General features: G+C 65.4%; 13 protein-coding genes. 8 read left to right on the forward strand and 5 right to left on the reverse strand.

All coding sequences use genetic code 11. From position 1 onward, the window contains the following. Positions 1 to 17 precede the first annotated feature (17 nt). Positions 18 to 1,655, forward strand: a complete 1,638-nt coding sequence (locus tag C2U70_RS12725; protein ID WP_140978361.1) for an FAD-dependent oxidoreductase — start codon at positions 18 to 20, stop codon at positions 1,653 to 1,655. After that, positions 1,652 to 1,846 (forward strand): DUF2783 domain-containing protein, encoded by a 195-nt coding sequence (locus C2U70_RS12730; RefSeq protein ID WP_140978362.1) that lies wholly within the window; start codon positions 1,652 to 1,654, stop codon positions 1,844 to 1,846. The genes C2U70_RS12725 and C2U70_RS12730 overlap by 4 nt, the downstream gene beginning before the upstream one ends. A gap of 79 nt (positions 1,847 to 1,925) precedes the next feature. Here the strand turns inward: C2U70_RS12730 and C2U70_RS12735 are convergent, their stop codons facing one another. After that, complete coding sequence (locus C2U70_RS12735; protein ID WP_140978363.1) at positions 1,926 to 2,657, reverse strand: helix-turn-helix transcriptional regulator; 732 nt, start codon at positions 2,655 to 2,657, stop codon at positions 1,926 to 1,928. Positions 2,658 to 3,030: 373 nt separating this feature from the next. Here C2U70_RS12735 and C2U70_RS12740 point away from each other — a divergent pair, with 373 nt between their 5' ends. From C2U70_RS12740 to C2U70_RS12755, 4 genes are all read left to right on the forward strand, one after another. Next, positions 3,031 to 4,590 carry a di-heme oxidoredictase family protein gene (locus tag C2U70_RS12740; protein ID WP_140978364.1) on the forward strand — a complete coding sequence of 520 codons (1,560 nt, stop codon included), beginning with the start codon at positions 3,031 to 3,033 and terminating at the stop codon, positions 4,588 to 4,590. A 49-nt stretch (positions 4,591 to 4,639) separates the two neighbouring features. Beyond that, positions 4,640 to 5,155 (forward strand): general secretion pathway protein GspN, encoded by a 516-nt coding sequence (locus C2U70_RS12745; RefSeq protein WP_140978365.1) that lies wholly within the window; start codon positions 4,640 to 4,642, stop codon positions 5,153 to 5,155. Positions 5,156 to 5,223: 68 nt separating this feature from the next. Further along, positions 5,224 to 6,528 (forward strand): nicotinate phosphoribosyltransferase, encoded by a 1,305-nt coding sequence (pncB, locus tag C2U70_RS12750; RefSeq protein WP_140978366.1) that lies wholly within the window; start codon positions 5,224 to 5,226, stop codon positions 6,526 to 6,528. A 127-nt stretch (positions 6,529 to 6,655) separates the two neighbouring features. Beyond that, positions 6,656 to 7,360 carry an alpha/beta hydrolase gene (locus C2U70_RS12755; protein WP_140978367.1) on the forward strand — a complete coding sequence of 235 codons (705 nt, stop codon included), beginning with the start codon at positions 6,656 to 6,658 and terminating at the stop codon, positions 7,358 to 7,360. Here the strand turns inward: C2U70_RS12755 and tcuB are convergent. Together tcuB and tcuA are read right to left on the reverse strand one after the other, a co-directional pair. Beyond that, positions 7,357 to 8,457, reverse strand: a complete 1,101-nt coding sequence (tcuB, locus tag C2U70_RS12760; protein ID WP_140978368.1) for a tricarballylate utilization 4Fe-4S protein TcuB — start codon at positions 8,455 to 8,457, stop codon at positions 7,357 to 7,359. The genes C2U70_RS12755 and tcuB overlap by 4 nt on opposite strands. Further along, on the reverse strand, positions 8,444 to 9,835 hold the full coding sequence (tcuA, locus tag C2U70_RS12765) for an FAD-dependent tricarballylate dehydrogenase TcuA (protein ID WP_140978369.1): 1,392 nt from the start codon (positions 9,833 to 9,835) through the stop codon (positions 8,444 to 8,446). The genes tcuB and tcuA overlap by 14 nt, the downstream gene beginning before the upstream one ends. Positions 9,836 to 9,983: 148 nt before the next feature. On the opposite strand from tcuA, the gene C2U70_RS12770 reads away from it, so the two are divergent. After that, complete coding sequence (locus tag C2U70_RS12770; protein ID WP_140978370.1) at positions 9,984 to 10,688, forward strand: GntR family transcriptional regulator; 705 nt, start codon at positions 9,984 to 9,986, stop codon at positions 10,686 to 10,688. Positions 10,689 to 10,691: 3 nt separating this feature from the next. On the opposite strand, the gene C2U70_RS12775 is transcribed toward C2U70_RS12770, so the two are convergent. Beyond that, positions 10,692 to 11,573 carry an NAD(P)-dependent oxidoreductase gene (locus C2U70_RS12775; protein ID WP_140978371.1) on the reverse strand — a complete coding sequence of 294 codons (882 nt, stop codon included), beginning with the start codon at positions 11,571 to 11,573 and terminating at the stop codon, positions 10,692 to 10,694. 146 nt (positions 11,574 to 11,719) lie between these two features. On the opposite strand from C2U70_RS12775, the gene C2U70_RS12780 reads away from it, so the two are divergent. After that, complete coding sequence (locus tag C2U70_RS12780) at positions 11,720 to 12,817, forward strand: HupE/UreJ family protein (RefSeq protein WP_186294216.1); 1,098 nt, start codon at positions 11,720 to 11,722, stop codon at positions 12,815 to 12,817. A 9-nt stretch (positions 12,818 to 12,826) separates the two neighbouring features. On the opposite strand, the gene C2U70_RS12785 is transcribed toward C2U70_RS12780, so the two are convergent. Next, a partial coding sequence (locus C2U70_RS12785; protein WP_283810371.1) for a YbaK/EbsC family protein occupies positions 12,827 to 13,051 on the reverse strand: 225 nt, incomplete at its 5' end.

Below are 13,051 nucleotides of genomic sequence, written 5' to 3' on the forward strand. Positions count from 1 at the left end.
CTCGCGGAGATACCGACATGACCTACGTCTATCCAAAATTCGCCTATCGGCGCTCGCAGGAGCAGGCTGAGAGCCTGGTGCGCCGGCATCCGATCGTGGTGATCGGTGCCGGCCCGATTGGCCTGACCGCCGCACTCGACTGCGCGGCGCGCGGCCAGAGCGTGGTGGTGCTCGACGACAACGACACCGTCAGCATCGGCTCGCGCGCGGTCTGCTACGCCAAGCGGCCGCTGGAGATCTGGGACCGCCTGCATTGTGCCGCACCGATGGTCGCACGCGGCGTGAGCTGGCGCATCGGAAAAGTGTTCTTCCGCGACCAGCTCTCCTATCAGTTCGATCTGCTGCCCGAGCCCGACCACAAGATGCCGGCCATGATCAACCTCCAGCAATATCATCTGGAGGAGATTTTGGTCACACGGTGCGAGGCCAATCCGCTGATCGATCTGCGCTGGAAGCACCGGCTGATCCGCATTGTACAAAGGGAAGACCACGCCGTTCTCACGGTGGAAACGCCCGACGGCGTCTTCACCATGGAGGCGCAATGGGTGATCGCCTGCGACGGCGCCAATTCCGATACGCGCAAGCTGGTCGGGGCCGAGTTCACGGGCCAGTATTTCCAGGACCGCTTCCTAATTGCCGATGTTGCCATGAAGGCGGAGTTTCCGACCGAGCGCTGGTTCTGGTTCGATCCACCGTTCCATGCCGGCCAGTCTGTGCTGCTGCACCGGCAGGCCGACAACATCTGGCGCATCGACTTCCAGCTCGGCTGGGATGCAGATCCCGACGAGGAGAAGAAGCCCGAGCGCGTCATCCCGCGCATCAAGGCGATGCTTGGCGACGATGTCCCGTTCGAGCTCGAATGGGTCTCGATCTACCAGTTCGCCTGCCGCCGCATCGACCGCTTCCGCCATGGACGGGTGCTGTTCGCCGGCGACGCGGCCCATCAGGTGTCGCCGTTCGGCGCGCGCGGCGCCAATACCGGCATCCAGGACATCGATAATCTGGCCTGGAAGCTCGCGCTGGTGCTGCGCGGCGAAGCGCCGGAAACGCTGATCGACAGCTATCACGACGAGCGGGCCTTTGCCGCCGACGACAACCTCCTGAACTCGACCCGCGCCACCGACTTCATCACGCCCAAGACCAAAGTGAGCCGGCATTTCCGCGACGCCGTGCTGGAGCTCGCCCAGGACCACGGCTTTGCCCGCACGCTCGTCAACAGCGGCCGGCTGTCGATGCCGACGCCTTACGTCGCCTCGCCCCTCAGCACGGCGATCGACGACATGGTCGCAGGCCCAATGCGCCCGGGCACCAATGCAGCCGACGCGCCGATCGAGATCGCAGGCAAGCCCGGCTGGTTCCTCAACTGCCTCGGCGACGGCTTCACCGTCGTGACCTTCGGCCCCGCCACCGGCCGGACGCAGTTGACCTCCGGCCCGCTCACCGCCCGCATCATCCAGGTCGGGCGCGACATCGACGATCCCACAGGCATCCTCGCGGAGCGTTACGGCGCATCGGCCGGCACCACCTATTTGTTCCGGCCCGACCAGTACGTCGCGGCGCGGTGGACGGAGTTCGACTTGGCCAGGATTGCGGACGCGCTGTTGCGCGCGAGCGGCCACCACGCGCCGGCCCGCCACAGGGAGATTGCGGCATGATGCTGAACACCTCGCCGAACATTGCCGATCCCGACGGCTTCTATGCCGAGCTGATCGACAGCCAGCGCGATCTCGACGAGGAGCAGGCGCTGCGCATGAATGCGCGGCTGATTCTGCTTCTTGCGAACCATATCGGCGACCGCGAGGTGCTTTCGGAGGCAATTGGTCATGCGCGCAGGGGCGGCGCGTAGCGGCGCCTCCGCTTTCGATTTGATCGACGCGTCAGACGGTTGCGCCGCGTTGCCGGGCCGTGGGGCCTGCCGGCGCCTTCTACTGTGCATGGGGTTGTTTTCGACGACATTGTTGGACGGGAGCCACGGCCGTCACCGCAAGCCGGATCAGCGCCGCCTGGCGGCCGGTGCCGGTCTTTTGCAGCAATTTTTGCAAATGCGTGCGCGCCGTCGACTCGGAAATGCCGAGTTCGGCAGCCGTTTCCCGCAACGTCATGCCCTCGGTGAGCAGCTCCAGCACGCGGCATTCGGCCGGCGAGACGTCGAAGCGCTTCGCGAACAGCTCGCGTGGAAACAGCGTGGCCTCGCCGAGCGGCTGCAGGAAGACGGCGACCGATGCCCGCGCGCAGGCGGCGCGGTCACCGCGGGCGGGCGGGCCCAGCGGCAGGACTGAGGCCACGAGGTCGCCGCCGTCCGTCCGCGCGATCGGCAGGACCGTTGCGGGCCGTCTGGCATCGCCCTTCGCGGCATCCGCGACGGCGCGCATGAGTTCGGCGGTTGCCCTGATATCGCGACAGGCGAGCGTGCCGCGGTCGCAGCGGATGGCATTGCTGACGCGGAGCAGCTCCTTGCCTGCCGCATTGGCGTGAACGATCCGCGATGCGCCGTCGACCAGGATCACGCCGATGCTGAGCAAATCGAGCGCTGCCGACAGCATGCCGGCCCGTTGCGCCTGGATGTCGACCAGCGCGGGCATCTCGAGGGCGAATTGCAGCCGCGGTTCTGCTATGTGGCTGCCCGTCAACTCGCGCAACCCAGCGTTCTGGTTCATGACCGGCTCCCTGTTCGAACGGTAGCGCAGGGCGCACTCGGAAGGCCTTAAGCGGCGCCGAAAAAATCCCGAAAATGAACTTCACTCATTCAAACGAATGAATACAGGCGTGCGCCGGCGCTTCAGGATGCGGCTTTCGAGAACGACACGTTCGGGGCTGTGATCTCCAGCACACCGGCGACCGCCGGTCCGCCCTTGTCACGACGGCGGGGATTTTTCTCCGTGCTGGGATCGCCCAACCCGCAACAACGGAGGCTGCGTGCGATCGGCGCGATTGCCGCGCTTCGCCCGACGATTTGCAAACATCTTTCAAGGGATCATCACCATGCCCCTGTCTTGCTTTCGTTCTTTACTGGCTGCGACCATCACGCTCATGTTCGCCCAAGAATTCGTCCAAGAGGCCTTCGCGCAACGCGATCCCGGCGTGCGCGGCGGCATCCAAAGCACCGCCGGCGGGCTGCAGGCCCAGGGGATCCGGATTCCGCAACCGCCGGTCATCAGCCCGAACGGCGATGTCGGCATCAGCGACAACGAGAAGCGCTCGTTCCAGGAAGGCATCTTGCGCGCCGGCCAACTCGAATCCACCTGCGACGAATGCGCGATGGTGACCGAGGGTACGCCGGTCTTCAGAAATCCGAGGAACGGATTGCGCGAGCTCGATCCAACCTTCCCCCAGTTCACCACCAACTCCAACGGGCTCGGCGCACGCCACAATGCCGACCAGTGTTTTGGCTGTCACTTCCAGCCGACGCTCGGCGGCTCCGGCGGATTCCTCGTACCCAACCCGATGGATCTTGCGCGGTTCGGGCCGGCCGGCGCGCGGCCGCCGGAGAACCCACAATTCGACCTGATCCCGCACCGCTTCGGCCGCAGGAACATCGTGCCGAGCTTCCAGCAGCAATACGGCCCGATGCGCGAGGTGCGCTTCATCTACAAGGTCGACGCCAATGGCGATTTCCTGCGCGACAGCAAGGGCGCGCTGATCCCGGACGGCGGTGTGCACCAGCTCTGGACCGTACGCGGCATGAGCAACGACACGACCATTCCGAACTGCTCGCTCGCCCAGCCGAATTTCGAGAAACAAGTGCAGCAGAACAACGTCGCGTTCCGCATTCCCCTGCAGATGACCGGCCTCGGCCTGATCGACTCGATCCAGGATCGCGAGATCCTTGCGCGGCATGCCGCAACCCAGAGCCAGCGCGCAGCGCTCGGCATCGCCGGCCGGCCCAATCGCAGCGGCAATGACGGGACCATCACCCGCTTCGGCTGGAAGGCGCAGAACAAGTCGCTGACGATGTTTGCGGGCGAGGCCTACAATGTCGAGATGGGCATCTCCAACGAGCTGTTCCCGACCGCGACGGAGGAAGACCCGAACTGCAACGGCTCCGGCAAGCCGGCGCCGAACGACGTGACGCGGATGGACTCCGACGACAAGGAGAACCAGTCGTTCTACAATCCCGTGCACATCCTGGCGGACTGGATGCAGTTCAGCCTGCTGATGCGTTTCACCGATGGTCCGCAGCCGGCGCCGAACCCGAGCCAGAGCGTGCTCCGCGGCAAGCAATTGTTCAGCGATATCGGGTGTGCGCTGTGCCACACGCCGACGATGCAGACCGCGCCGGCGATGAACAGCGCCGTGCTGCAGAACCGGCCGGTCAACCTCTACTCCGACCTGATGCTGCACGACATGGGCGCAGGGCTAGCCGACGGCGTCAGCCAGGGTCAAGCCGGTCCGCGCGAATTCCGCTCCACGCCGCTCTGGGGCGTCGGGCAGCGGCTGTTCTTCCTGCATGACGGCCGCACCGGCGATCTGCTCGAGGCGATCCGCGCGCATCGCTCAGACGGCTCCGAGGCCAACGCGGTGGTCAAGGCCTTCAACGATCTTCAGGTCGCCGACAAGCAGGCGATCCTGAACTTCTTGCGCTCGCTGTAACCAGATCGCCTGCCCGCTCACCTGCGGGCAGGCCTGCTCAACGCCCCCCATGCACACCCACAGCGTCGCACTCCTCAGCCTGACATTGGCCATCGCGCTCGGCGTGCGTGCGGAGGCGCGCGCCGCACCACGCGGCAATCCACTGTGGGTGATCCCGCTCGGCGCACTCTCCGAGACGAGTGAGCGTCCGATCTTCTCCGCGTCGCGGCGGCCGCCCGCGCCTTCGGTCGCAATCGCCACCGCACCGCCAGCGCCCGCGGAAGCGCCAAGGCCGCAAATCGCGGAGCGCCCGCCGCTGCAACTGGTCGGCACCATCTCCGGCGGCACGTTGCGTCTCGGGCTCTTCCTCGATGAGGCCACCCGCGAGCCGATGCGGCTTGCGGTCGGCGAAAGCCGCGACGGCTGGTTCTTGCGCGCCGTGAGCGCGACCGATGCACGCTTCGAAAGTGCCGAGCGAACGGTGACGCTGGCCCTGCGGGTTACGACCGAAGCACGCCCCGAGGGCGATGCGCGCCCCCCTGAAATGCCGGTCCCGACCACCCCATCCCGTCGGCGGCGGCGTTGACGGCGACGCCCGCCAGACCGGCGGCAAACCCACTGGTTGCGCCGCAAAGGCCACGCTAAACTTCGCCCATGACCGTGACCGATATTGCAAGCCGAACCTACAATCATAGCTGGCGCCTGGACCCGATCGTCCGCAGCCTGCTCGATACAGATTTCTACAAGCTTTTGATGTTACAGATGATTCGGGAATTCTACCCGGATCAGGACGTGACCTTTTCGGTCATCAACCGCTCCCGCCATGTACGGCTTGCCGAGATCATCGACGAGGGCGAGCTGCGCGCCCAGCTCGACCATGCCCGCACCATCCGTTTCACCAAGAAAGAGCTGATCTGGCTTGCCGGTAACACCTTCTACGGCAAGACCCACATGTTCTCGGCCGACTTCATCCGCTGGCTGGCCGAATTCCGGCTGCCCGAATACGAGCTCCGCAAGGTCGACGGCCAGTACGAATTGCATTTCCACGGACCCTGGACCCACACCACGATGTGGGAGATCCCGGCGCTCGCGATCCTCAACGAGCTGCGCTCGCGCGCGGCGATGAAGGGCCGCGGCCGGTTCGAGCTCGACGTGCTCTATGCCCGCGCCAAGGCCAAGCTCTGGACCAAGGTCGAGCGGCTGCGTACGCTTGATGGTCTGCGCCTCTCCGACTTCGGCACCCGCCGCCGCCACGGCTTTCTCTGGCAGCGCTGGTGCGTGGAAGCGGTGAAGGAAGGCCTGGGCCCGTCCTTCATCGGCACATCGAACGTGCTGCTCGCGATGGACAACGATCTCGAAGCGATCGGCACCAATGCGCATGAGCTGCCGATGGTGGCGGCCGCTCTCGCCAAGGACGACGAGGAGTTGCGCTGGGCGCCCTATCGCATCCTCGACCAGTGGCGCCAGACCTATGGCGGCAACCTCCTGATCGCGCTGCCCGACGCCTTCGGCACAAAGGCCTTCCTGCGCGATGCGCCTGAATGGGTTGCCGACTGGACCGGTTTTCGTCCCGACAGCGCGCCGCCGATCCAGGCCGGCGAAGAGATCATCGCCTGGTGGGAGAAGAAGGGCCGCAACCCCAGGGACAAGCTCTTGGTGTTCTCCGACGCGATGGATGTCGGCTCGATCGAGGACACCTATCACCACTTCGCCGGGCGCGTGCGCCTCTCCTTCGGCTGGGGCACCAACCTCACCAACGATTTCGTCGGCTGCCCGCCTGATACCTCGATCAATCTCGATCCGATCTCGCTGGTCTGCAAGGTGTCGTCGGTCGACGGCAAGCCCGCGGTGAAGCTGTCGGACAATCCCGAAAAGTCCACCGGTATGGCCTCGGAGATCGAGCGCTATCTGCGCGTCTTCGGCGATGCCGGCCGGGTGCGGCAAGCAGTTTTGGTGTAAGGCAATCGAGATTTGCGCTTCTAGTGCGCTTGCAACGACCTGAGACTCAACGACGTTGCGCAGGCGACGGATGCGACCTAGCAGCCGCCCGGTTCGATCACCCGCGCATGGATAATCGGAGCATTCAATGTCGACATATGTCTTGGTTCACGGCGCCTGGGGCGGCGCCCACGGTTTCCGGCATGTGCGGCGCCTGCTCCGCGCCGGAGGGCACGAGGTATCGTCGCCGTGTCTCACCGGTGTCGGCGAGCGTATCCATCTCTCCAGCCCGCAGGTCGGCCTCGGCACGCATATCCGCGACGTCGTCAACCACATCCTGTACGAGGATCTCGACAAGATCGTGCTGGTCGGATTCTCCTATGGCGGCTTCGTCGTCACCGGCGCGCTGGAGCATATCGCCGAGCGCGTGTCGCACCTCGTCTATCTCGATGCCTTCGTCCCCAATGGCGGTGAGAGCGTCTGGTCGCATCTCGGACGCGACGGGCGGCCCAAGATGGAGCTCGGCCAGGACTGGGTGGTGACCGGTCCGGTGCGCGAATTCGACAATCCCGAGGAAGCCGCCTGGATGGCCGCCCGGCGGACGACGCATCCGCAAGGCTGCTTCACGGAGCCCGTCTTCCTGGCACAGCCGCTGGAACAGTTTCCGTTCACCAGGACCTACATCAAGGCGACGGCCGCGCCGGAGAATGATATCGGCAACAACGCCTTCTGGCGGGCGGCGAAACGTGCGAAGGAGTCATCGGCCTGGCGCTATCACGAGGTCGCGACCAATCACATGGTTGCGAACAACCGGCCCGAGGAGCTCGCCAAGATCCTTATGGGTGTAGCCTAGCTTTCGCTTCGCCGCTCCTGCGCATAGCGCACGAGCGCTGCAAAACGGTAGATGCCATGGACGAACTTGCCATAGGGCATGGTGATGAACAGCGCGAACACGGCGCCGAGATGCAGCGCCAGCAGCGGACCCATGGCTGATGTCTCGCGCAGGAGCAGCAGCGCCAACCCGGTGACGCCGGTCAGGAACAGCATGGCGATGAAGCCGACGTCCATGCCGTAACTGTTGTCGTCGAGCAGTTCAGGCGCGCGCTGCGTCTTGGCCATAAAAAGGCCGATGGGGCCAATGAAGAGGCCGATGCCGCCGAGCGTGCCGAGCACGACCGGCAGGTCCCACCAGGGATAGGGCGCCTCACGCGCTAGCAGATAGTGATAGAGGGTCGCGACCGAGGTTGCGGCGAAGCACAGCAGGAAACCGTAGAAGGTCAGGTGGTGATAGAGCTTGCGCCGGTCGGTCGGCTTGTCGTCCTCGTTGTAGCAACCGACCCCGCCGCCATGGAGATAGCGCAGCTCGCCGGCATCGCGGACCGCCTGGAAGATCGAGCCGCCATCGGCGCGACCACCAATGGGCTCGCCGATGTCGCGCCAGAACGCGCGCACGCTCATGACCAGCGCGAGGATCGCGTAGAGGAAGGCGGCGGAAAACAGCCCTGCCATCGCATTGTGCGGCATCAATTTATAGAACGCGCCGGGACCGGTGTGGATGCCGAACAGCGCTGCGCGATCGTTGAAGGCGGCAAAGCCTAGGATGAAAGCGGCCATGCTGAGCGCGGCAACAATGCTGATGACGAGGCCGTTCTTCGCGAACGCGCCTGAGAGCGCCCGCGGCCAGGCATAGGCCGCGTAGGATTCCGCGCGCGCGACGGCGAGCGTCTTGGGAACGTTGACGTTGAATTCGTGCGGCGGCGAGAACTGGCAGTCGACATAGCAGGCGCCGCAGGAATGGCAGAGGTTTGCGAGGTAGTTGAGGTCGCCATCGGAGAACGCGCGGCGCATCTCCATGGCGGGAAACACCGCGCAGAGGCCTTCGCAGTAGCGGCAGGAATTGCAGACCGTCATCAGACGGTCGGTTTCCTCTAATATCCTAGTTCCGTGCATGCTTTGCCGCTTCCCGTCCCGCGATGCGCCCAAACACACTGCCGATGGTCATGCCCATGCCGGCGGCATAGCCCTTGCCGAGCACGTTGCCCGCCATGATCTCGCCGGCCGCGAACATATTGGCAGCTAGCTTGCCGTCCTTCATCAGCATGCGCGCCTCTTTGTTCACGCGTGTGCCGAGATAGGTGAAGGTGATGCCCGGCCGCACCGGATAGGCGAGGTATGGCGGCGTCTCGATGCGCCGCGCCCAATGCGTTTTCGGCGGCGTGATGCCTTCGGTCACGCAATCGTCGAGAATGGTGTGGTCGAAGGTGCCGGGGCGAACTGCGGCGTTGAAATCGGTGATGGTCTTTTCCAGCACGGCCGGGTCGAGCGTCAGCTTGCCGGCGAGCTCGGCGACCGTGGCGCCCGCGATCGGCGGGAACAACGTCGGCATGAAGGACGTGACCACGGTGGAGTCGAAGATGATGTAGGCGATCTGGTCGGGCTGTGCGGCGACCAGCCGACCCCAGATCGCATAGCGCTTCGGCCAGATGTCCTCGCCCTCGTCGTAGAAGCGTTGGGCGTGCTTGTTGACGACGATGCCGAACACGACCGAATCGTGTCGCGTGATGATGCCGCCATCGAACTTTGGCGCGCGGGCGTCGATCGCGACCGCATGGCACTGGGTGGGATCGCCGACCTCCTGCACACCCTTGTCGAGCAGCATCTTCAGGATCGCGCCCCGGTTATAGGGCGTGCCGCGGATCAGGAAATTGTCGGCGGCCTCGCCCCAATATTGCTTCAGCCATTCGATGTTGGCCTCGAAACCGCCGGCGGCGGCGACCAGCGAACTCGCGCGGATCTCGGTCGCACCCCCGATCGGCCGCTTGACGCGCGCGGCGAGGAACATGCCGTCCTCGATGACGAGGTCGGTGACTTCCGCATCGTATTCGATGTCGACGCCGAGCGTCTCAGCCGTGAGGTACAGCGCGTTCAGCATCGCGCGGCCGCCGCCGAGGAAGAAGGAGTTGGTGCGCCCGAGGCTCAGCGTGCCGCCGAGCGAGGGCTGCCAGCGCACGCCCTGCTCCACGACCCAGTTCAGGATGTCCTTGGACTCCCGGATCATGTGGCGGGCGAGCTCTTCATCGGTCTGCCCGCCGGTGACCAGCAGCAGATCCTTCCAGAACTCTTCCTCGGTATACGGCCCGGTCAGGATTTCGGTCGCCGCGTCATGGGCGCAGCGCATATTGCGGGTGTGGCGCGTATTGCCGCCGCGGTAGAACTTTGGCGCGCCTTCGAGCACGAGGACCGAGGCACCGCCGCGCCGCGCACTGATCGCCGCACACAGCGCCGCATTGCCGCCGCCGATCACCAGCACGTCGTATTTGCCGCTCATGACGCCTGCCCGATGCGACTGTCGATTCGAACCATTCCAGGTTTCCGCTCGCCGAAAGCAATTGCGTACATTTGTATACAAAGATATACATTGCGGCGCAAGCGTGGTCTTTGCATGGGCAGGATGCGCTTTGCCGCGAGAGACGACAATGGCACGACGACCGGCCAAGGGAGGCAGTACAACGGGTGGAACGGCGGGCGGTTCGATCGCGCGCGGCTCCGGCGTGGTGCTGGGCGAGGCCGTGTTCCGCTCGCTGTGCGAGGCGTTGCAGGGCGGCACCTATCGCGCCGGCGACCGGCTGCGCGAGGAAGAGGTCGCGCAGCGGCTGAAGGTGAGCCGAACGCCGGTTCGCGAAGCGCTGGGACGGCTGGCCGCGCGCGGCTTTGTCGAGCCGGCCGGCGGGCGCGGCGTCGTTGTTCGCAATCTCGACATTTCCGAGGTGCTCGAGCTCTACGCCATGCGCGAGATCATGGAGGGTGCCGCCGCCCGGCTTGCCGCGGAGCATGCTTCAAAGCCCGAGGTCGACGCGCTCTCGGATATCGAGCAGGCGTTCATGCAAGCCTCTGGCGACGCCGCGGAGATGGCACGACTCAACCGCGCATTCCACGAAGCAATCTGCCGCGCCGCACGCAATCGTTACCTCGACAACGCCTCGCGGGAACTGCAGGACTGGATCGCGCTGCTCGGCCCCACCACCTTCACCGTGACCGGCCGTCCCTCGACCAGCCACCGGGAGCATCAGGCCATCATCGACGCCATCGCGGCGCGCGACGGCGACAAGGCGGAACGGCTCGCGCGCGAGCACATCCGCGAGGCACTGCGCTGCCGGCTCAAGCTGTTGCAGAAGCAGTAGCGGTCAACCGGCCGAACGCGGCGGATCGATCAGTCTTGCGATGACAGGGAAATAGGCATCGCCCATGCCCTTCCCGATCGCCTCTTCGAAGATCTCGCGGATCAGTGAAGCGCCGCGCAAGTTCAGGCCGGCCTGTGCGCCAAGCGAAAGCGCGTAGGTAAGGTCCTTCAGCGCATATTCGGTCGAGAACGCGCGCAACGGAAACTCGTCCGGCAGAATCGCCTTCAGGCCGTGATTGCGCAGCGCAAAGCTGTCGGCCGACCCCTTCGACAGCGTCTCCAGCAGAAGTTTTGGCTCAACGCCGCTGTGTCTCGCGATAGCGACCGCCTCCGCGAGCGCATTGACGGTCTCGAACAGCACCATGTTGTTGAGGATCTTTGTCACCTGCCCCGCCCCCGTGCCGCCGCACAGCGTGACATCGGTAGCAAAATGCCGGATCAGCGGCGCGATGGCGGCGAATTGTTCAGGTGTGGCGCCGACCATCACGCTGAGCGTGCCGTCCTGCGCCGCCTGGCGGGTCCGCGCGATCGGCGCGTCGATCCAGAGCGCGCCTTTCTCGGCAAGGCGTCCGGCGAAGTCGCGGGTCATCGCGACATCTGACGTTCCGAGATCGATCACGGTCTGGCCGCTCCGGGCCGCCGGCAAGAGACCTTCAAAGACGGACAGCACGTGCTTTACGCTCGGCAGGCACAGGAAGATCGTTTCGCTGCCCTGCACCAACTCGGTCAGGGAGCCCGCAGGCGTCGCGCCTTCCGCCGCGATGCGCGCCAACGGCCCGGCGGCGAGATCGAAGGCCAAAACCTTGCGCCCACTCTTGCGAATGAGGTTGCGGCAGATCGGCTCACCCATGACTCCGAGACCGATAAACCCGATTGCGTCAGACATGCCGGATCTCCCCTGTGCATCTTCTTGTCGTTTGCGCTTTCTATACAGCCGCGCGGGGAGATCAATCACTGCGCGGCAGGCTGTCGTGCGCGAGGATCATGCTACAGTCTCCGGCAGGACATTCCGTCATGCGGGATTGCTCGTCAGTGCGCCACTCCTCCGCCCCGGCATTTTCAGCACGCCGAAAGGCGCCGTCGCGCAATGCGCGGTGGGCGGTCGTCGTCATCGCGGTCTTGTTCTGCACGAAATTGTTCGCGCATGCGACCACGACGGGGCTGATCCGCATCGACCTTGCCGGCGACCGGGTTTCCTACGCACTGGCGGTTGCGCTGCCCGAGATTCCCAACAGCTCGGCGCTGTTGCTGACCGCAGCCGCCAATGGCGATCAGGGTGCGGCCGCGACGGTGGCGGAGCAGGCCCGGCGCAGCGTCAGGATCGACCTCGGCGGCACGCCCTGCAAGGCCAGCGGCGTGCGTATCGCCGGCGGTGACGCGAATGACGCGCGAGGAAAAGTCGAGATCGACTTCACCTGCGGCGGCCAACACGGCCGTCTCACCGTCAGCGACGATTGGGGCACCTTCCTCGGCGAGCACTATCAGGCGCTCGCCAACATCCGCACCCCAGGCGGCGAGCGGCAGGTCGTGTTCGACGAGGCCTCGCGCGGCGAAAGCGTCGACATCAGCCGCCCGGTCGAGACCGGCTGGCTCGATTTCATCAAGCTCGGCATCGAGCACATCTTGACCGGCTACGATCATCTGCTGTTCCTGCTCGCGCTACTGGCGGGGGCGCGCGGCTTTCTCAGCGTGGTCAAGATCGTCACCGCGTTCACGCTCGCCCACAGCGTGACGCTGACGCTGGCGGCGCTGGGGCTCGTCACCATTCCCGGCCGCATCATCGAGCCGCTGATCGCAGCGACCATTATATGGGTGGCGCTGGAGAATTTGCTGTCGGCCGCGCCCGACCGCCGGCGCTGGATGTGGAGCTTTGGCTTTGGCCTGGTGCACGGGCTCGGATTCGCCGCCGCGCTCGGCGAGATCAATCTGAGCGGTGCAGCATTGGTCCGCGCACTGGTCGGCTTCAATGCCGGCGTCGAGATCGGGCAGCTCATCTTCGTCGTCGTCGCGCTGCCCGCCCTCGCGCTGCTGTCGCGCGGCCGGGGCGCCACGCTGACGCCCCGTGTCGCCTCGATCGCGGCGGCCGTGATGGGCACCTATTGGCTGATCGAGCGGGTGTTTGCCGGATGAGTCTTGCCGTCAGGCGAGCACGTCGGCCGCGACAGCCTTCAGCACATCTCGTACATCGGTCGGCTTGAGCCGCACCTGGAGGCCGCGCTGGCCGCCGTTGAGATAAACCTGGTCCTGCGCGAGCGCGCTCTGCTCGATCACCGTCTTGACGGGACGGCGCTGCCCGAACGGGCTGATGCCGCCGACCTTGAAGCCGGTGACGCGCTCGGCTTCCGCCGGCTTCAAGGTCGGCGG

The organism is Bradyrhizobium guangdongense, from assembly GCF_006483445.1.
GTDB lineage: Bacteria > Pseudomonadota > Alphaproteobacteria > Rhizobiales > Xanthobacteraceae > Bradyrhizobium > Bradyrhizobium guangdongense_A.

What these genes read in the sequence shown, in the direction of transcription:
- C2U70_RS12755 (WP_140978367.1), top strand. Translation starts at nt 6,656, where the DNA reads ATGTCGACATATGTCTTGGTTCACGGCGCCTGGGGCGGCGCCCACGGT.
- C2U70_RS12740 (WP_140978364.1), top strand. Translation starts at nt 3,031, where the DNA reads ATGTTCGCCCAAGAATTCGTCCAAGAGGCCTTCGCGCAACGCGATCCC.
- tcuB (WP_140978368.1), bottom strand. Translation starts at nt 8,457, where the DNA reads ATGCACGGAACTAGGATATTAGAGGAAACCGACCGTCTGATGACGGTC.
- C2U70_RS12730 (WP_140978362.1), top strand. Translation starts at nt 1,652, where the DNA reads ATGATGCTGAACACCTCGCCGAACATTGCCGATCCCGACGGCTTCTAT.
- C2U70_RS12725 (WP_140978361.1), top strand. Translation starts at nt 18, where the DNA reads ATGACCTACGTCTATCCAAAATTCGCCTATCGGCGCTCGCAGGAGCAG.
- pncB (WP_140978366.1), top strand. Translation starts at nt 5,224, where the DNA reads ATGACCGTGACCGATATTGCAAGCCGAACCTACAATCATAGCTGGCGC.
- C2U70_RS12745 (WP_140978365.1), top strand. Translation starts at nt 4,640, where the DNA reads ATGCACACCCACAGCGTCGCACTCCTCAGCCTGACATTGGCCATCGCG.
- tcuA (WP_140978369.1), bottom strand. Translation starts at nt 9,835, where the DNA reads ATGAGCGGCAAATACGACGTGCTGGTGATCGGCGGCGGCAATGCGGCG.
- C2U70_RS12775 (WP_140978371.1), bottom strand. Translation starts at nt 11,573, where the DNA reads ATGTCTGACGCAATCGGGTTTATCGGTCTCGGAGTCATGGGTGAGCCG.
- C2U70_RS12770 (WP_140978370.1), top strand. Translation starts at nt 9,984, where the DNA reads ATGGCACGACGACCGGCCAAGGGAGGCAGTACAACGGGTGGAACGGCG.
- C2U70_RS12735 (WP_140978363.1), bottom strand. Translation starts at nt 2,657, where the DNA reads ATGAACCAGAACGCTGGGTTGCGCGAGTTGACGGGCAGCCACATAGCA.